Origin of the sequence: Cloacibacillus sp. (genome assembly GCA_036655895.1) — a bacterium.
Taxonomy (GTDB): Bacteria; Synergistota; Synergistia; order Synergistales; family Synergistaceae; genus JAVVPF01.
The window spans coordinates 3,269-22,220 of the sequence record JAVVPF010000011.1 but is presented as its reverse complement, the minus strand read 5'-3'; the positions used below and the strand labels follow the sequence as shown (position 1 = coordinate 22,220).

The following is an 18,952-nucleotide window of genomic DNA, read 5'->3' as shown; positions in this document are numbered from 1 at the left end:
AGTCTCCTTATTTTTTGTCCTTTTGAGAAATATATACGCCCATGAGAGTTAAAAGCCCTCCCGCCACTGCAAATACCGTGATCCGTTCGTGCAGTATTATCGCGGCGTTGATCATTACCAGAGGCGGCGTCAGATAGATGAGGTTGTTTGCCCTCACGGCGCCCAGCGCCCATATTACCTTGCTCCATGCCCATGTGCAGAAAGCTGAGGCGAATGCGCCGAGAAAGAGCAGGTTTGCCCACACTTCCCAGCTAAAGAGGGCGTCCGGCCGCCATTGGATGAGCTGGGTCAGCGTAAGGGGCAGCATTGACAAAAGCGCATAAAAAAAGGTTTTGCGTGTAATGACGATGAGGCTCAGGTCTCTGTTTATATTTCTTATTATGAGGGAGTAAAAGGCGAAGGAAAGGGCTGCCGCAAGAGAGATCAAATCACCAAGAGGATTGAGCTTCAAAATAAAATGACCATTGAAGACGATCAGAAATGCCCCCATAAGGCAGAAGAGGCTCCCAATGGCGAAAGTTTTTGTCATTTTTTCATTTTTTGTGCAAAAATGGGCAACAACTCCGGTAAGCATGGGCGCTGTCGAGACCAGCAGAGCTACATTTGACGCTGTGCCGTAGAGGAGCGCGAAGTTCTCGCACATGAAGTAGAGCGATATCCCCAACACGCCCGCCATAGCAAAAACGCACTCTTCCCGCAATGTCCCAAACTTTATTCTGCGTGGATACATGGCAAAAAAAATGAGATAGGCTATGATTATCCTGTAAAAGAGTATCTCGGTTGGAGAAAGATGACCCAGCAGAAGTTTTGTGGAAACAAAGGTGATGCTCCATATTATAGTCGCGGCGGCGGCCAGCCAATAACAGATGTTCTTTTTTAAAGAGCCCAATAAGAATACCCCCAAATGCGCAGCAATTATAATATTGTATATGATAACCAGCCAGTTGTCCGCAGCGCGGCATTGGAAGCCCCGGCAGTGCGAAAAGCGTAAGTGAAGCTGCGGGACGACAAGCCGTCTTTGCTCTTTTGTGCGTTTATTACGATTAAAAGCGGCGGTTACGTGATAAAATCATTCTGTGTCTCAAACTGTGAGACGCAGGATGTGGTGTGCTAAGGCGATAAGGTAAGGCGGGATAGATATGACTGAGAAGGATATTGAAACAACTGCGATAAATAGACCGGACGCGGGGGACGGCACGGCTGCCGCGCCTAAGCGCCGTAAAAACGGCGCGGGGCGGCCTAGGCTTGTGCGGTGGCTCGTTGGGCTGTTGGTATTTGCGCTTATTATTTTTGCTCTGCTGCAGGTGCTCTCTCACACTAATTTTTTAGGCGAGCTGGTGCAGTCGAAGGTGCAGGCTGAGGCTGAGAAGGTGCTTTCCGCAAAGCTCACGATGTCTCCCCTTGCCGGAAACCCCGTGACGGGCTTCACGGCGTCGAACGTTGAGATAACGCGTTCTGGAGACAGGCTGCTCTTTGTAAAAAATATCGGCGTGGACATTTCTATGCCGAGCCTTCTGCGCGGCAAACCGCGCGTTTCTCTGATAGGGCTAAACGGCGTGGACGCCTCTCTTGATTCTCTGATGGACCTGCTGCCGAAGTCGAAAAAAGAATCTGACAAGCCGACTGATATTCCGATAGACGCCGTGCTCATAAGCGACAGCACGCTGCGCACCAAATGGGGCGACATAAAATTTGAACCGAGCCACGTCTATATAGACAGCTCTTTTTACTACAATCTGGATCTGAACGGAGCCGTTTCCGGCAAGCCCTTTGCTGTTAAGGGCGTCGCGGAAAAAATCTACGGCAAGTGGACGACGAAGGATTTTTCTGTGAAGCTGGCCGGAGGCACGGCGCAGGTGACGGGCGCGGTCTATCCGTCGGTGGACGTTTCAGTCGCGATAAACCAGCTCAACCTGACGGACGTGGCGGAGCTTGTGCCTCAGCTTGAAAAATACGGCGTAGTCGGGATGCTCTCCGGCAGCGCCACCTTTGCGGGAGACGCGAAGGCCTTCACCTCGAGGGGAAAGGGGCTTTTGCAGAACGCCGTCATTCGCGGCATCCCGCTTGAACAGCTTGACACGGAATGGGACTGCGCGCCGGGAAGGATAAAGCTCGTCGTGGATAAGGGGCGCATCTTCAACTCGACGCTCACTGGAAATCTGTCCATCGAAAAGAGGTCGGACGACACCTATCTTGAACTTGCCGCCGACGTGAAAAACCTTAAATTCGCTGACTGGAGCGAGCGTCTTGAAAAGCAGACGCACGGCAGGGCGCTCTTTTTCAAAGGCGGAGTCTCGTCGCTCAAAGCGGACATAAAAGGGCCGCTCAACGCGCTTTCTGGCCGTGTAGACATAGGCGCGTCAGATGTCAGCTACAAGGATATAGCGCTTAAGGGGCTTTCCGGCAGCGCCGTCTTCAACGGACAGCCGGCTGGCCTCATAAACCTGACGGCTATGGCCGACGGCAGGCGCGCGTCGCTTTCCGGCCGTATCTCCCTCGGAGACAAGATACCGACCGACATGGTTTTTTCCACTGACGGCTATCCGATAGAGAAGGTCTTAAAATGTCTGCCCGAGCCGCCGAAGATGAAGGCCGCGGGCACGGTCAGCGTAAAGGCCGCCTGCCGCGGGCTTTACGGGAAGTGGCGCATAACTGCGGAGGCTTCGTCTCCGCTCGTTGAGGCGCAGAAGATAGGAAAGATCCTAAATATCAAAGCGAACGGCGCCTATAACATGGCGGATAAAAAAGCGGAGCTTGTAAAGGCCTCCGCCCAATGGAACGGGGCGCAGCTCACGGCCTCGGGCATAGCGAACTTAACAACTTCGTCCGACCAGGGACTTAAATTCCAAGGCTCCGCGCGCGGCGTTGTGCTGACGCGTTTTTACGACCTTGTGCCGTTTTTTAAGTCTATGGAAATAGAAGGCGCAGCCTCCGGCAAATGGAGGCTTACCGGCACGGCGGCCGCCCCGGTCGTTGCGGCGGACGTCCGTGCGTCGGGCGGCAAATTCCGTGACCTGCGCATATCGAACTTCTCGCTTAAACTGGCCTACGCCGCCGGCAAGCTCTACCTTTCGCAGGTGGACGTGACGGCGGGAGGCGGCCGCGCGCTTCTTACATGCAACGTCACTCTGCCTGCGCGTCGGGCCGACGGCGGCAAAAGCCCTGCTTCGTGGAAGCTCGGCGGAAAAGTGACGGGCGTGGACTTGGCCGCGCTCAACGGCCTTCTGAAGATGGATGAACAAATATCGGGCGCCGTGACGGGCGCTGTGACCGCCGGGTCGGACGCGGACGGCGCGCTTGAATGGGGCGCTGACTTTACGGCGCCGTCAGCTCAGTGGCGCGACTTCCGCGTCGTGGACGCAAAGGGCGCGCTTTCGGGAAACCGAAGGACCATCACCGTGACGGGCGTGCGCGGAAAATTCCTTGGAGGCGCAACGACGGTCGCGGGCGCCATCTCGATGCCGGCAAAAGGTGAAAAATTTACGAAAGCAGCTCTTGCCCTCGATGTAACGACGGAAAAGCTCAACGTCTACGAACTGCTGCGCCGCCACCTGCCGGACATTCGCTCAATACAGGGGCTGATTGCCGGAAAAATGAAGGTGACGGGCACGGTCGGCGACCCGAAGTTCAAAGGAGAGGCGCGCGTTGCGCCGATCCGCTGCCGCGGCTTCATGCTGCCGATTCTTGACACAAAGTTCCACGGCAGCCTCGCGGAGGTCGTCGTAAGCGAGGCAAACGCCCTCATTCAGGGAGGCACATTCAAGGCCTACGGCCGTTTCTATGACAAGGACAAGGAATGGTACGGCGATTTCAACGTAAAGGGCGACGACATAGAGCTGCGTCAGTTCGGCTCCTATCTGCCGGAGGGCTTCAAGCGGCGTTTTGGCGGAATCGCGGACTTCGATATGAGCGGCAAGGGCAAGCTGAAGGAGATAACCGGCAAAGGCGCCTTCTCCTCGCCGCGTATGCGAATCATGGGAATACGCTTTGACAACGTGAAAGCGCCGTTCTTCGTCTCAAACAACTACGCGATGATAGAAGATCTGAAGGCCGGGTTAAACGGCGGCACACTTGCAGGCGGAGTCGGCTTCGACTTGAAGAACAACGTTTGGGGAGGCAACCTCACCGTCATGAGCACCGATATAAACCAGCTTATAAAGCAGGCCGCGCCTCGGCTCAAAGGAAACGTCACAGGCAAGGGCGATCTCAAGGTGCGCGGCGGCGGAGAGATAGGCCGTGCCTCGACAATAAGGGCGGGCGGCGCGGTCTATCTGCATAACGGAGATATAACAAGCTTTGACGCGGTGGAGGCGGCGAAGAAATTCACGGGCGGCAAGCCGCTGCTCTTTGAATCTATACGCGGCACCTTCACCTACGACGGCGGCGATATAAACCTGCTGCCGGGCAGCCAGGCGACGGCCCCCAAGGGAGACCCAGTCTACCGCTATGTGATGCTTGACGGCTTCATCGGCAACAAGGGCAACATCTCGCTCTTTTCGATGGGCAAGGTCAACATCCGCGCGCTGAACTCGTTCATCGGAGCCTTCCAGGGGCTTCTCAACGCGGGCATTGATATGACGGCCGGCACGCTGGACAAAGGCGAGCTGCTGCAGAACGTGCTGGGCGGCGTGCTCAGCGGCTTTGCAAAGAACGAATTCCGTTTCGTCACTTTCAACATAGGCGGCACGGTCGAGCACCCACAGTTCTTTAATGTAAAAGTTGAAAAGGCGGTCAACCAGACCTCCGCGAAAGAGGCGATACCGACGAACCAGAGCGATCCGGACGAAAAAAGCCTGACCAACAACGGCAACACTACCTTCAAGTTTAAATTTGAGATACCCGTCGGGCCGGGGTACAGCCAGACAAGAGGCGACGCGAAGGGGCAGGTAGTAGAGCAGACGCTCGAAAACCTGCTGAAGAACGTCGATTTCGGGTTATAATTATGAAAAATATTACGCTTGTGCTTGGCGGAGCCAGAAGCGGCAAAAGCACCTTTGCGGAGAAGCTCGCGCTTGCGCAGAGCGCGCCCGTCACCTACCTCGCCACGGCGGACTGCCGCGACGGCGAGATGGCAAAGCGCGTCGAGCTGCATCAGCTGCGCCGCCCCGCCCATTGGCGCACATGGGAGGGGGAGCCTTCGGATCTTCCGTCCGCCGTTGAAAAGCTGTCGGGCTTTTTGCTGCTTGACTGTCTCACGATGTGGCTGACGCGGCTCTACCTGGCAAGCCCCGAGGCGGAGTTTGAGGACGAAGAGGCGTGGTTTGCCGCGGAGAAAAAAATAACCGGCCTCACCGAGCGGCTCTGCTCGTCGCTGCGCGACGACGCAAGCCTCGTCGCCGTCAGCAACGAGGTCGGCTTCGGCCTCGTGCCTCCCTATCTTATGGGACGCAGGTTCCGCGACCTTCAGGGCCGCATCAACCAGCTTGTGGCGTCGCGCGCGGAGAACGTAGTCCTCGTGGTGGCCGGATGCCCGCTTTGGGTAAAGGGCGGAATAAAAACGGAGAGTGAGCAAAAATAGAAAATTTCAAAGAGAAATTCCACAAATATTCGGATCAGCTCGACGCGGAGCTGCGCGACAAAGGTTTCAAACGCGACTTCGCGGCGCGCTTCGTAGTAATCTGGACCTTGTTATCGCGCATACCGCTGCCAAAAGAGTTTTGGCCCGACGAGATGCCCGCCGGCAACAGGGCGCTTGCCATAGCGCCTCTTGCGGGCGGTCTGCTTGGCCTTTTGACGGGACTTGTAGTAGCGGCCGCCTCATTCTTTGGCATGAACGCGCTTGCCTCTGCATGGGTGGGGGCGGCTTTTTATTTCCTCATCGGCTGGGCGCTGCACCTTGACGGTTGGGGAGACCTCTGGGACGGCATCGGCTCAGGCAGAAGCGGAGACGCGCTTCGCGAGGTGATGAAAGACAGCAGGCTCGGCTCCTACGGCGGAGCATCGCTCATACTTGCGCTGGGCCTCTGGACTTCGCTGCTTGCCTCCGTTGCTCCCGGTTCGCGCCTTGCCGCCTGCATAACGGCGGGCGCCGCTTCGCGCTTTGCCGAATGCACAGCCGCCTACTTCGGCGATTATCCGTGGGAGATAGGCATGGGCAAAGGCTGGGTCGACACCTTTTCCTCCTACGACCTCTTTACCGCGGCGCTCTGCCTCGTTCCGTTCCTGCCAGTATCCATCTTCCACTTTTCAATATGCGCCGCGCTTTCAGGTTTCGTAGGTTTTGCGATGGCCGTTCAAATGAACCGGCGTCTTGGCGGCGTAAACGGCGACGTTCTGGGCGCGGCCGCGGTAGCGGCGGAGCTTGCGTCGCTTGCGGTGTGGGCGCTGTGAAGCGGCCTCAACTGATAGCGCTCGACATGGACGGCACCATGCTCGACGCGCAAAGCCGTCTTACGGCGCGCACGAAAAAAGCGCTGCAAAACGCGCAGCTGGCCGGCATTCGCGTAGTCGCGGCCACAGGGCGCATGTACCCCTCCGCCATGATACACATACGCGACATCGGCATCGAAAGCGCCTCCATCTTTTACAACGGCGCGCTGATCCGCGACCCGCTCACCGACGCCACCATCTTTGAGCGCAGCCTGGGCGCTGCGCTGACCGCTGAGATACTTTCCTTCTTCAAAGAAAACGACTGGTACGTGCAGATATATTCTCAGGATAAACTGATAGTCCGCGACAGGGACGACGAACGCTGCAAATATTATGAAAATATATGCGGCCTTACAGCCGCGGCGCTTGGTGAAAAATTTTGGAACTGCGGACTGGACTCATCGAAACTGCTTGGCATCTGCTTTGACAAGGCGGGCTTTCGGGTAATGTGCGAAACGGTCCGTGATAAGTTCGGCGCGCGCATCTATCAGGCCACCTCGTGGGGCGCCTTCATAGAGATGGTGCATCCCGATGTGAACAAGGCTGCGGCGCTGCGGCGCGTTGCGGAATACTACGGCATATCCCGCGAAAACGTGACGGCCATAGGCGACGGCATAAACGACATCGAGATGATTGAATGGGCCGGCACAGGCATCGCTATGGGAAACGCAAAGGACGAGGTAAAGGCGGCAGCCGACCTCATAGCGCCTTCAAATGAAGAAGAGGGCGCGGCTCGCGTCGTGGAAGAATTTTTAAAGGCGTAACGGGCGCGCCCGCGCCGCAAAACGTAAAATATTTTATATTTTTATACAGGAGCCGTATAGATGAAAAATTTTTTTAAACTTGACAAGCCGACCTTCTCATTTGAAATTTTTCCGCCCAAAGGCGCGGGCGACCTCTCACAGATATTCGCCACGGTAGACGCGCTCGCCAGCCTCGACCCGGATCTCATCAGCGTCACCTACGGCGCGGGCGGCACGAGCCGCGAGAACACGGCGGAGATAGCCTCGCGCATCGAAAAAGAGTACAGCATACCGGCGCTTGCGCACCTCACCTGCGTCGGCAGCACGAAAGACGAAATGCGCGCGACGCTCGACTCGCTTGAAGCGCGCGGCGTCAAAAACATCTTGGCCATGCGCGGCGACTTGGGCGACGAGGGCACGAAGGACTTCAAACACGCCTCCGACCTCATCAAATTTATCAGCGAAAACTACAGCTTTCACCTCTTCGCCGCCTGCTACCCGGAAAAACATCTTGAAGCCTACTCGATGGAGGAAGACCTTGATCATCTCAAGGCTAAATGCGACATGGGCGTCGAGGTGCTCATAAGCCAGCTCTTCTTTGACAACGAACACTTCTACAGCTTCCGCGATATGGCCCGGGCGCGCGGCGTTACGACGCGCATAGAGGCGGGCATCATGCCCATCACCTCGCCGGTGCAGATAAAACGCATGGTCTCCATGTGCGGCGCCTCTGTGCCAGCCGCCGTTCAAAAAATAATCCGCGCCTACGGCCACAACAGCATGGCCATGCGCGAGGCGGGCATCGCCTATGCCACAAACCAGATAATAGACCTGCTGGCGGAGGGAGTGGACGGCATCCATCTGTACACGATGAACCAGCCGGACATAGCAAAGCGCATCTGCGAAAACATTCGCGGAGTGCTCTACTCGCAGAGGGTCAAGCGTGGTTGAAAACGGCCTCTCCCCACAGGAGCTATCTGAGATACTGCGCCTGCTTGGTGCGGAAAACGGTGCGGACGGCGCGCTGCGCAGCGAGATAGACGGCTGCTTGACGGAGCTTAGAGGCTGTGACGCGCGCGGCCTATTTAAAATATTTGAAATAAAGACAAACGACGCGGAGGTAGAAATAAGCCCCCGCCTTAGGCTTGAGGGAGCGGACTTGGCGCGTCTTTGCCGCGGATGCGGGCGCGCCGCGCTCCTTGCCGTGACGCTTGGTGCCGGAGCGGACAGGCTCATCGCGCGCGCTCAGGCGCAAAGCATATCGCGCGCCGTCGTCATGGACGCCTGCGCCTCGGCCGAGGTGGAACGTATGTGCTGCGAGATGGAGCCGCGCATAATGGAGGCCGCGGGCGCGGACAAATTCCTCACAATGCGTTTTTCTCCCGGCTACGGCGACGTGCCGCAGTCAGAATCCGCAAAGATAATAGAGGCGCTCGACGCGGCAAGGCGCATCGGCCTCACGGTGACGCGCAGTCAGATGCTCGTGCCAGTAAAGTCGGTGACCGCGGTCATAGGAATAGCGGACGCCCCGCAAAAAAGATACGAAAGCTGCGGCCTCTGCGCCGCGGCCGCTTCATGCCCTTATAAAAAGAGAGGAGCCTACTGCGGTGAAAGAGCAAAATATCGGTAAAATGTTAGAAAACAGAGTAATGCTTTTTGACGGCGCTATGGGGACGATGCTCCAGCGCGGCGGCATGGAGCTTGGGATAGTTCCCGAGACGCTGAACCTTACGCGTCCCGAAATGATAGAGGAAATACACAGAAAATATCTTGAAGCGGGAGCGGACGTCGTGCTCTCAAACACCTTCGGAGCGAACCGCTTCAAAGCGGAAAAGGCCGGAGTATCTCTTGAAGATATGGTGACGGCCGGAGTCCGCATCGCAAAAAAGGCGGCATCGGCCTTCGATGGAAAATACGCGGCGCTGGACATAGGCCCCTGCGGGCGCGTGCTCCAGCCGGCGGGAGACCTTCCCTTTGAAGAGGCGGTGGAAATATTCGCGCAGGTGGTGCGCGCGGGAACGGCGGCGGGAGCCGATTTCATACTGCTGGAGACCTTCACCGACCTTTACGAACTAAAGGCCGCGGTCATTGCCGCCAAAGAAAATTCGACGCTGCCCATCTTTGCAACAATGAGCTTTGAGGAAAACGGGAGCACCTTTTTCGGCGCCTGCGTCGAGTCGATGGTGGCTACGCTTGAGGCGCTCGGCGTCTTCGCGCTTGGCGTAAACTGCTCGCTCGGCCCAAAGCAGCTGGCTTTAGTTGTCAAAAGGATTCTGGCCTGCGCCCACATTCCGGTGCTCGTGCAGCCGAACGCCGGCCTTCCCGTCATCCGCGAAGGCAAAACCAGCTACGACATCACGCCGCGCGAGTTTGCTGACTGTGTAAAAGAGTTCGCGCAAAGCGGCGTGCGCTTCGTCGGCGGCTGCTGCGGCACCGACCCGGAATATATCCGCCTCACGAAAGAGGCGGTGGCGGATGTGACGCCCACCGAGATATGCGCGCCGCGCCGCTGCCAGATATGCTCGCCGTCAAAGGTCATTTGCTTCGACGCGATCACCGTAATCGGCGAAAGGCTCAACCCCACCGGCAAAAAAACGCTTCAGGCGGCGCTGCGCGCGCACGACATGGACTATGTGCTGCGCGAGGCGATAGGCGAGGAGGAGCAGGGCGCGCAGGTGCTCGACGTAAACATGGGCCTGCCTGACATAGACGAGCCGGCCATGCTTGCCGAAGCCGTGCGCGAGCTTCAGGCGGTGACGCCGCTTCCGCTGCAGCTTGATTCCGCGTCGGCCGCCGCGCTTGAACGCGCCGCGCGTATATACAACGGCAAGCCGCTGCTCAACTCCGTAAACGGCAAAAAAGAATCGCTTGACGCGGTGCTTCCGATAGCGAAAAAATACGGCTGCGCCGTGCTCGGCCTTACGCTTGACGAAAACGGAATACCGGACGACGCGCAGGCGCGTCTTGAAATAGCGCGCCGCATCGTAACGGCCGCAGCCGCCGCCGGCATTCCGCGCGAGGACGTGCTCATAGACTGCCTCACAATGACGGTCAGCGCGCAGCCGGCTCAGGCGATGGAGACGATGAAGGCCGTATCCCTCGTAAAAAAGGAGCTTGGCGTAAAGACGGTGCTCGGCGTGAGCAACGTCTCCTTCGGACTGCCGCAGCGCCCGATAATAAACCGCACCATGCTCGCTATGGCCTTCGCCGCGGGGCTTGACGCGCCGATAATGAACCCGTCGGACGCCGGCATGACAGAGACCGTAGCCGCAGCTCGCCTGCTGCTCTCCCAGGACGAAAACGCCGCAGCCTACATAGAAAAATACGGCGCGGATGCCCTCCCGAAGGCGGCGCCCGTAAAGGACGAAACGCCGAAGCTCGAATACGCGATTGCGCGCGGTTTAAAGGACGAAGCGTCGAAGGCCGCGTCGTCGCTGCTTCACGAAATGCCGCCCATGTCCGTCATAGAAGAAAAAATAATCCCGGCGCTAGATTCCGTAGGCAGGGATTACGAAGCCCAGCGCATCTTTTTGCCGCAGCTTATAAAATCCGCTGAGGCTGCCAAAGGCGCCTTTGAGGTGCTGCGCGCGGAGCTTGCAAAAAGCGGGGCCAACAACGCAAAGGGCAAAAAGATAGTTATAGCCACCGTCCACGGCGACATACACGACATCGGCAAAAATATAGTGAAAGTCATCCTTGAAAATTATAACTTCGATGTTATAGACCTAGGAAAAGACGTGCCGCCGCGCCGCGTAGCGGAGGCGGTAAAAGAAAACGGCGCCTCTCTTGTGGGGCTCTCCGCGCTTATGACGACCACCGTAGCCAGCATGAAAGAGACGATAGAACTGCTGCGCCGCGAATGCCCGGGCGTGCGCGTCATAGTCGGAGGCGCCGTGCTGACGGAAAGTTTAGCTGAATATACGGGAGCCGACCATTACGCGAAAGACGCGATGGAAACGGTGCGATGCGCGGAGATGGAAAAATAAATTCATAGCGAGTGCGGTAAAATATACTCAACACTGCGCAAACAGAATGAAGCGCGGCAAAAGGGCACATACACCTTTTGCCGCGCATTTTTTTGCTTTGGCGTTGCCGTTTTCGCCTACGCTTCTTTTTTCTTTACCTGCTTTGACGGGTCGTCGCAGACTAGCGTGCCGGCGATGGCGAAGTTGTCGTTTTTCATTTCGTTGATGATTATGCGCACGGAGCTTTGAGGGACTTCCATAGTTTCGCAGAGCACCGCGGTCATTCCCGTCACCATGGCGCGCTTTTGCTCCACGGTGCGGCCTTCTTTGATATTCACCATTACTATTGGCATTTTACGCATCTCCTTATGCCTAAAAAATAGAAATTACGTGTAAAATATAAAGGTATTTTAACCTAGGCGTGCAGGGGTGTCTACATGGTCAACGGAGTATATATGGCGGCCGGTTTTTTCGTCGGCGCAGCGCTTGGGTCGTTTGCGAACGCCGCGGCGATGCGCACCGTCGCGGAAAAAAAATGGTGGGGCAGCGAACGCTCCGTATGCGACAGCTGCGGACGCAGGCTCTCTGCGTGCGACCTCATCCCAGTCGTTTCATATCTTGTTTTGCAGGGGCGGTGCCGTGAGTGCCGCGCGCCTATCCCAGTGCGCCACTTTGCGGCCGAAGCACTCTGCGGGCTGCTTATGGCGCTTTTTGTCTGGCGCTTCGGTTTCACGTGGGAGCTTGTATTTGCCGCGGCGTCGCTTGTCTTTCTTGCCTTCAACACAATGACGGACCTCGACTGCGGATACATCTATGATTCATGGGCGGTCGCAATGGCCGCGGCGGGGCTTCTTCTGCGCGCGGGCGGCGGCTGGAGCGCGGTGCTGGACGGAGCGCTTGGCGCGGCGGCCGGCGCGGGCGTCATAGGTCTTATAATAATCGCAAGCCGAGGCAGGATGGGGCTAGGCGACGCCGTGCTCATGCTAGGCATCGGCGCCTTCATGGGTTTTAAGCTCTCGCTGCTTTCGCTCTATCTTGGCTTTCTTTGCGGCGGCCTTGTCGTCGTGCCGCTTCTTATTGCGAAAAAGGTGACGCGCAAGACGGCGGTGCCTCTTGGGCCGTTTCTCTGCTGCGGGATGCTCCTTGCGATCTTCTTTGGCGAGAGGCTGCTGTATTTTATGGGATTTCTGACGCAATGGCCGTGGATAGGCTGATATACGCTTGCGGCCTATGCGACGGACGATATATGATCACCGCTTGTTGGCGGTCAAAAAACTAAGGAGGAACATAAACATGAAAAATATTTTGATGATCACAGCGCTCTTTATCCTCACCTTCTCCACGGCGGCATGCGCCGCAAACATCATCCTGCCCGAACCGGACAAGACTGGCGGCCCCTCTGTCCTTGAAGCGATAGCCAATAGAGCCTCCGCCGCGCAGGAGCCGTTTGCGAAGCAGGAGCTTTCGATGAAGGAACTTTCAACAGTCCTCTGGGCCGCGACCGGAAAAAACAGAGAGCCTAAGGGTTGGACCGTGCCGATGGCGATGGGGCGCGAGCCGTACGTCACCGTCTATGTTATCTTAAAAAACGGCGGATACATTTACAATTGGGAGAAAAACGCACTGATAGAGGTCATAGCTGAAAAGCGCCTCATAAGCCGCGCAGTGACGCAGGATTTCGCAAAGACCGCGCCGTGCCTGCTCGTGCTCGTAAACCGCGGCACGATGAACGTTGAGCAGTACAGCGATATAGCGGCTGGCGCTATGGCGCAGAACGTCTACCTCGCGGCGGAAGCGTTGAACCTCAAGACTCGCTTTCTCGCCTCCTTCAATAAAGTCAGCCTGGAATCAGCGCTCATGCTCGGCCCAATCATGAAAATCGCCGGGGTAATGGTAGTAGGCAGGCAGTAAATAAAAGATGGAGACGCACGGAAAGAACTGGAATATCGACGAAGCCAAGGCCGCGGCCCGTGTGCGCACCGAGGCTGAGACGCGCGACATCGTCGCCGCCTTCGACTCCGTGCCGGGAGGCATTTTCAAAAGCACGCCGTGGCCCGACTGCCGTATTCTGTGCGCAAACGACGGTTTTTTTAAGATAATCGGATACAGCCGCGAAGAGCTTCAAAAATCAAAGGACGACAGGATGCGGGAGGTCGTCTTTCCGCCTGATTTGAACAACCTGCTCAAAGCCATGTCGGAGCAGCGGGGGCCAAAGCTGCGCTGCGAGCACAGGATAACCTGCGGCGACGGCTCCGTAAAATGGATATCAGTCGATGGGGAGCAGTTCTGCGACGATACTGGCGCGCGGTATATCTACGGCATGATAATGGACATATCAAAGGCCAAGGAGCTTGAAATCAGCCTGCGCGAAAAAAAGGCGCTCTACGACATAGCCGTCGAAGGCAGCGACCTCATCATCTGGAGCTACGATATTGCAAAAGACATGCTGACGCACACGCAGCGCAGCATGGAACTGCACCACGCGCCGCAGATGACGCGCAGCCATCCGCTGGAATATGTCACCGCCGCTGGCTGCCTCCGTGACGACTGCCGCGAGAGGGCGCGCGCCGTTGCGGCGAAGATGCTCTCCGGCGCCGCAAACGCGACGGAAGACTTCTGGTTTCGCTTTGAAGGAGACGCCGACTGGTGGTGCGAGCGCGTCGCCTTCACCAATATCTGCGACGACGCGGGCGCGCCGGTCATCGTCATTGGAGTCGGGCGCAACGTGACGGAAGAAATACGCGTAAAGACGGAGAAACAAAAAATGGAGACGGCTATGCACAGCGCCGCCATTTTTATATGGGAATACGACCTGACGACGGGGCTTTGTTTTTACAGGCCGCGAAACGACGGCGGCAGGCCCGTCCCCGACGGCGAGATAATAGACACGCCGTACGCGATGGTCGAGCGGGGAAGGATACACCGCGACTCGATAAAGGATTACATCGGCCTTCATAAAAAAATTGAGGCGGGCGCCGCCTCCGCCAGCGCCGACGTGCGTATGTACGACGAAAGGGGCCGCGAGGTGTGGATGCGGCTTTCCTACCGCGCGGTCTATGACGAAAGCCGCGCCGTGCGCGCAGTCGGTCACGCGAAGGACATCACAGGCGAGATACATGCGAAGGCCGCCAAACGTCAGATGGAGATGGCGCTTTCAGCCTCCTCTCTCTCCCTGTGGAGCTATGACATAAGAAACAAAATTTTTAACGACACAAACAAAGGGTCGGAACGGCTGGGGCTTGTCGCCCCAATAACAGGCGGCTGCGAGGCTATAATCGCCTCCGGGCTTGTGATGCCTGAGAGCCGCGAAGACTACCGCGAACTTCACCGCCGCATTGATTCCGGACAGAAATCCGCCGAAGCGGTCATCCATTTTGACAAATCGCGCTCAAAAATAGAATGGCAGCGCATAACCTACTCCACAATTTTTGACGGCGACGAGCCGGTGATGGCGGTAGGCATAGGAGAGGACGTCTCCGAGCTGATGAACGCGCAGCACCGCTACAACGAAGAACTTTCCTTTCAAATGTTCGGCGAAAGCGGCAACCTGCTCGTCAAGATACGCGCAAACGCCACGGAAAACAAAATAGAAAGCTACATCGCTCAGGATAACGTCTCCACAAACATAGAGGGCCTCAGCTACGAAGAGGGAATGAAGATAATGGCGGCGACTGCGATACTTCCGGAGAGGCGCGAAGAACTGCTGCGCATCCTTGACCGCGCGCGCGTCATAAAAGATTTCACAGGCGCGGAGCAGGTGCAGAACGTCGAATTTCAGCGCAGGACGAACGACGGCGGCGCCATTTGGCTCAACCTCGTCGTCAAAACCTTCCGAAATCCTGAGACGGACGACATCCTCTGCTTCATCTACGCCTACGACATCGACGCGGACAAGACGAGAAAGATAATAATAGACCGCATCGCCGAAAGCGAATTCCAGATGGTGGCGCTCATCGACGTAAAGAGCGGTCTGCTCAAAATACATTCGGAAAACGACCGCGAAATAAAACACGGCGTCAGCGAAACAAGCTACAGCGGCGCATTCGTCGGGACGATCCTGCCGCTTATCGCGGCGGACAGAAAAAACGAAGCGACGGGCGCCTTCGCGCTGGATCATGTACTGAAGCAGGTGAACGCGAAAGGCTACTATGAGTGCAGCTTTCCAATAATATCAAACGGCGCCGTCAGACATAAGAAATGGCGCTTCTGCTGGCTTGACGAGGCGCATACGGCGCTTCTTCTGTGCCGCAGCGACGTCACGGAGTTTCTTGCGCGAAGGACGCGCCAGGAGGAGCTGATGCGCTCGGCTCTTGCGCAGGCGCGCGCGGCGAGCGTCGCAAAATCAGACTTTCTCTCAAGCATGAGCCATGAGATACGCACGCCGATGAACGCGATAATCGGCATGACGGCGCTTGCGAAGGAGGCGGCCGGCGCCTCTGAGGAGGTGCAGGACTGTCTCTCAAAGGTGGAGCTCTCCGCCCAATTCCTGCTTGCGCTCATAAACGACATCCTCGACATGTCAAAGATAGAAAGCGGTAAGGCCGAGGTCGAAAGCCACCCGCTGAGCTGGCGCCTCTTTCTTGAAAACATTTGCGTCATCTGCCGCGGGCTCGCCGAAAAAAAGAGTGTCCGCTATATATCCGACATCGAAGAGGGCGGCTGCGACCGTCTCATGGGAGACGCCACGAAGCTTCAGCAGATACTGATAAACATCATTTCAAACGCCGTAAAGTTCACGCCGGAGTGCGGCTCCGTCACCTTCGCAGCAAAACAGCACGAGCCCGAGAACGGCCGCGTGCCCGTCACCTTCGTCGTGCGCGACACCGGCATCGGAATAACAGAAAGCTTCCTGCCCCACCTCTTTGACCCGTTCGCCCAAGGCCACAGCGGAAACACCTCGTCATACGGAGGCACCGGCCTGGGCCTTGCTATATGCAAGAACCTCGTCTCTCTGATGGGCGGCGAAATATCCGTCAAAAGCCGTGAAGGACAAGGCGCGGAATTTACGGTCTCGCTGAGCCTCGCGCTGTGCGACGAACAGGCCGAAAAGTGCGCCTCAGCCGCGTACGCCGAATGTCCCGACGGTTATGACTTCAAAGGCCGCCGCCTGCTGCTTGCCGAAGACCATCCGCTCAACGTCGAAGTGGCAAAAAAAATGCTCGCGCACCGAGGCTTTGAGGTAGAGGTTGCCGCAAACGGCGAAGAGGCGCTTTCTGCCTTCACCTCGCATCCTGAAGGCTGGTATGACGCGGTGCTCATGGACATACGAATGCCGCGCATGGACGGCCTCACCGCGACGAAGCTGATAAGAACCGCCGAAAAAGAGCGCGCGGTATCCGTTCCCATAATCGCCATGAGCGCCAACGCCTTCGTCGAAGACATCGAAAAATCCCGCGCAAGCGGAATGGACGCGCACATAGCGAAGCCCATAGACGCGCGCAGGCTCTACGGCACGCTTTACTCACTCATTGAAGTTGCAAAACAAAGCAAAAAGCATTATGCTTAGAGCATAAGCTCCTTGTTTTTATGATCAGGAGGTAAAGAGATGGCTATGACAATAGTTCCACAGCACATATTCCGCGAATACGACATAAGAGGCATAGCTGACGCCGAATTGACCGACGAAAACGTCTTTCTCATAGGGCAGGCTTTTGGCACGTGGCTCAGAGAACGCGGCGTCGCCACCGCCACGCTTGGCGGAGACGCGCGCCTCTCAACGACGCGCATCAAAGCCGCTGCGGCGCGCGGCATGAACGCGGCGGGCATAGACGTCGTAGACATCGGCCTCGTCTCCACGCCGACCTTCTACTGGAGCCTCTTCCGCCTCGACGCGGGCGGCGGCATCATGGTCACAGGCAGCCACAATCCAAAGGAATTCAACGGCCTCAAAGTGGCATACGACAAAGCCACGCTCTGGGGCGACGACATAATGGAGATATACAGGATAATCAGCGAGGGGCGGCTCTTTACCGCGCCAGACCCGGGTGCTGCGGCGCGCGCGGACCTGAACGCGCAGTACCTGGAGATGCTCGTTTCAAAGATAAAGCTGGGGCCGCGCCGTCCAAAAATAGTCTGCGACTCCGGCAACGGCACAGGCGGCCTATACGCGCCGGACTTTCTGCGCCGCATCGGATGCGATGTGACGGAGCTTTACAGCGCGCCCGACGGAAACTTTCCAAACCATCATCCAGACCCCACGAAGCGCGAAAATCTCCCGAAGCTCATAGAGACCGTCCGCGAAACGGGCGCGGATTTCGGCGTAGGCTTTGACGGCGACTCAGACAGAATAGGCGTCGTCGACGACAACGGCGAGGTCGTCTGGGGCGACCGCCTCATGGCGCTCTACTGGAGCGAGATACTGCCGAAGCATCCGGGCGCAGTCGCGATATGCGAGATAAAAAGCTCAATGGCGCTGCCGGAGACCGTAGAAAAACTGGGAGGGCGTCCGCTTTGGTGGAACGCAGGACACTCGCTCGTCAAGGCTAAGATGCGTGAGGAACACGCGCTCTTTTCAGGCGAAGTCTCAGGGCACATGTTCTTCGCCGACGAATATTTCGGCTACGACGACGCCTTCTACGCAGCGGCCCGTCTTGCGCGCATCATATCAAACACCGAAAGCCGGCTCTCCGATCTGATGAAGGATATTCCGCTCTACCCGTCCACCATAGAGACAAGGTTCGACTGCCCAGACGACGTGAAATTCGGCGTGGTCGAACGGGTAAAGGCGCAGGCCGAGGCGGAGAAACTCGATATAATAACGATAGACGGAGTACGCATCACCTACCCGGAAGGCTGGGGGCTGGTGCGCGTCTCAAACACGCAGCCAGTGCTTGTCGCGCGCTGCGAGGGGCGCAACGAACGTGCGCTCGAAACGATAACAAAAGACATGAAGGCACGCTTACTGGCAGCGGGCAGCCCTGATTTTGCCTGGGGCTACTAGCCGCTCAACAATTTAAAGGAGGACTATTCTATGCAGTGTTCACGCGAAGTTGAAGAGATGGTATGCGTGGCGAAGGGAGCGAACCACGGCCCGGCGCCCATACCTGAAGAGGGAAAATGGGTCGAATCAAAACAGATAGGCGACATCTCCGGCTTCACGCACGGCGTGGGCTGGTGCGCGCCGCAGCAGGGCGCCTGCAAACTTTCACTCAACGTAAAAGACGGGGTCATCCATGAGGCGCTCATTGAAACTATAGGCTGCTCCGGCATGACGCACTCGGCGGCAATGGCCTCCGAGATACTGCCCGGCAAAACGCTGCTTGAGGCGCTCAACACCGACCTCGTCTGCGACGCAATCAACACGGCGATGCGCGAGCTCTTCCTCCAGATAGCATACGGCAGGACGCAGAGCGCCTTTTCGGACAACGGGCTGCCAGTAGGCGCGGGCCTCGAAGATCTCGGCAAAGGCCTTCGCTCACAGATAGGCACCATGTACGGCACGCTCGAAAAAGGCCCGCGCTATCTTGAGATGGCCGAAGGCTACGTGCTCGACCAGGCTCTTGATAAAAACGGAGAAATAATCGGATACCGCTACGTCTCGCTCGGCAAAATGATGGAGGCAATACGCAAAGGCATGGACCCGAAAGAGGCCTTTGAGAAAAACACCGCCAAATACGGACGCTACGACGAGGCCGACAAAATAATAGACCCGCGCAGGCAGTAGGAGGGAAGCACAATGGCAAACTTTGAAGGTTACGAACGCAGGATAGACAAAATAAACGAATTTCTTACGGCAAACGGCTTCGCCTCCCTTGACGACGCGCGCGAACTCTGCCTCAACAGCGGCATAGACATAGCCGCCATAGTCCGCGGCATCCAGCCGATAGCATTCGACAACGCCGTGTGGGCCTACACTCTGGGCGCGGCTCACGCCCT

At 57.2% G+C, this 18,952-nt stretch carries 15 protein-coding genes; 13 read left to right on the top strand and 2 right to left on the bottom strand.

Annotation, left to right across the window (positions count from 1 at the left end; genetic code table 11):
• Positions 1-7 precede the first annotated feature (7 nt).
• On the bottom strand, positions 8-889 hold the full coding sequence (locus RRY12_05035; protein ID MEG2184018.1) for a DMT family transporter: 882 nt from the start codon (positions 887-889) through the stop codon (positions 8-10).
• 250 nt (positions 890-1,139) lie between these two features.
• Between RRY12_05035 and RRY12_05030 the strand changes: the two genes are divergently transcribed.
• The 7 genes from RRY12_05030 to RRY12_05000 all read left to right on the top strand — a co-directional run bounded on the left by RRY12_05030 (position 1,140) and on the right by RRY12_05000 (position 11,098).
• Entirely contained in the window at positions 1,140-4,940 is a 3,801-nt protein-coding gene (locus RRY12_05030; protein ID MEG2184017.1) for a hypothetical protein, read from the top strand.
• Between the two features lie 2 nt (positions 4,941-4,942).
• The gene (gene cobU, locus RRY12_05025) at positions 4,943-5,518 is read left to right on the top strand and encodes a bifunctional adenosylcobinamide kinase/adenosylcobinamide-phosphate guanylyltransferase (protein ID MEG2184016.1); all 576 of its coding nucleotides are present in this window, start codon (positions 4,943-4,945) and stop codon (positions 5,516-5,518) included.
• A 107-nt stretch (positions 5,519-5,625) separates the two neighbouring features.
• Positions 5,626-6,330, top strand: coding sequence for an adenosylcobinamide-GDP ribazoletransferase (locus RRY12_05020; GenBank protein ID MEG2184015.1), 705 nt, complete (start codon positions 5,626-5,628; stop codon positions 6,328-6,330).
• Positions 6,327-7,133 carry a Cof-type HAD-IIB family hydrolase gene (locus tag RRY12_05015; protein MEG2184014.1) on the top strand — a complete coding sequence of 269 codons (807 nt, stop codon included), beginning with the start codon at positions 6,327-6,329 and terminating at the stop codon, positions 7,131-7,133. The genes RRY12_05020 and RRY12_05015 overlap by 4 nt, the downstream gene beginning before the upstream one ends.
• 60 nt (positions 7,134-7,193) lie before the next feature.
• Complete coding sequence (metF, locus tag RRY12_05010; protein ID MEG2184013.1) at positions 7,194-8,063, top strand: methylenetetrahydrofolate reductase [NAD(P)H]; 870 nt, start codon at positions 7,194-7,196, stop codon at positions 8,061-8,063.
• On the top strand, positions 8,056-8,742 hold the full coding sequence (locus RRY12_05005; GenBank protein ID MEG2184012.1) for a vitamin B12 dependent-methionine synthase activation domain-containing protein: 687 nt from the start codon (positions 8,056-8,058) through the stop codon (positions 8,740-8,742). Before metF ends, RRY12_05005 begins: the two co-directional genes overlap by 8 nt.
• On the top strand, positions 8,720-11,098 hold the full coding sequence (locus tag RRY12_05000) for a homocysteine S-methyltransferase family protein (GenBank protein ID MEG2184011.1): 2,379 nt from the start codon (positions 8,720-8,722) through the stop codon (positions 11,096-11,098). The genes RRY12_05005 and RRY12_05000 overlap by 23 nt, the downstream gene beginning before the upstream one ends.
• Before the next feature lie 116 nt (positions 11,099-11,214).
• Here the strand turns inward: RRY12_05000 and RRY12_04995 are convergent, their stop codons facing one another.
• Positions 11,215-11,430, bottom strand: coding sequence for a 2-hydroxymuconate tautomerase family protein (locus RRY12_04995; protein ID MEG2184010.1), 216 nt, complete (start codon positions 11,428-11,430; stop codon positions 11,215-11,217).
• 84 nt (positions 11,431-11,514) lie between these two features.
• Between RRY12_04995 and RRY12_04990 the strand changes: the two genes are divergently transcribed.
• The 6 genes from RRY12_04990 to RRY12_04965 all read left to right on the top strand — a co-directional run.
• Positions 11,515-12,291, top strand: a complete 777-nt coding sequence (locus RRY12_04990; GenBank protein ID MEG2184009.1) for a prepilin peptidase — start codon at positions 11,515-11,517, stop codon at positions 12,289-12,291.
• Positions 12,292-12,370: 79 nt separating this feature from the next.
• Positions 12,371-12,988 carry a nitroreductase family protein gene (locus tag RRY12_04985; GenBank protein MEG2184008.1) on the top strand — a complete coding sequence of 206 codons (618 nt, stop codon included), beginning with the start codon at positions 12,371-12,373 and terminating at the stop codon, positions 12,986-12,988.
• A gap of 7 nt (positions 12,989-12,995) precedes the next feature.
• On the top strand, positions 12,996-16,583 hold the full coding sequence (locus RRY12_04980) for an ATP-binding protein (protein MEG2184007.1): 3,588 nt from the start codon (positions 12,996-12,998) through the stop codon (positions 16,581-16,583).
• A gap of 45 nt (positions 16,584-16,628) precedes the next feature.
• Positions 16,629-18,017, top strand: coding sequence for a phosphomannomutase/phosphoglucomutase (locus RRY12_04975; GenBank protein MEG2184006.1), 1,389 nt, complete (start codon positions 16,629-16,631; stop codon positions 18,015-18,017).
• Between the two features lie 30 nt (positions 18,018-18,047).
• Positions 18,048-18,740: a hypothetical protein gene (locus RRY12_04970; protein MEG2184005.1), complete on the top strand. Its 693-nt coding sequence runs from the start codon at positions 18,048-18,050 to the stop codon at positions 18,738-18,740.
• A 12-nt stretch (positions 18,741-18,752) separates the two neighbouring features.
• Positions 18,753-18,952 (top strand): GGGtGRT protein (locus tag RRY12_04965; GenBank protein MEG2184004.1); only part of this gene is annotated, 200 nt, incomplete at its 3' end.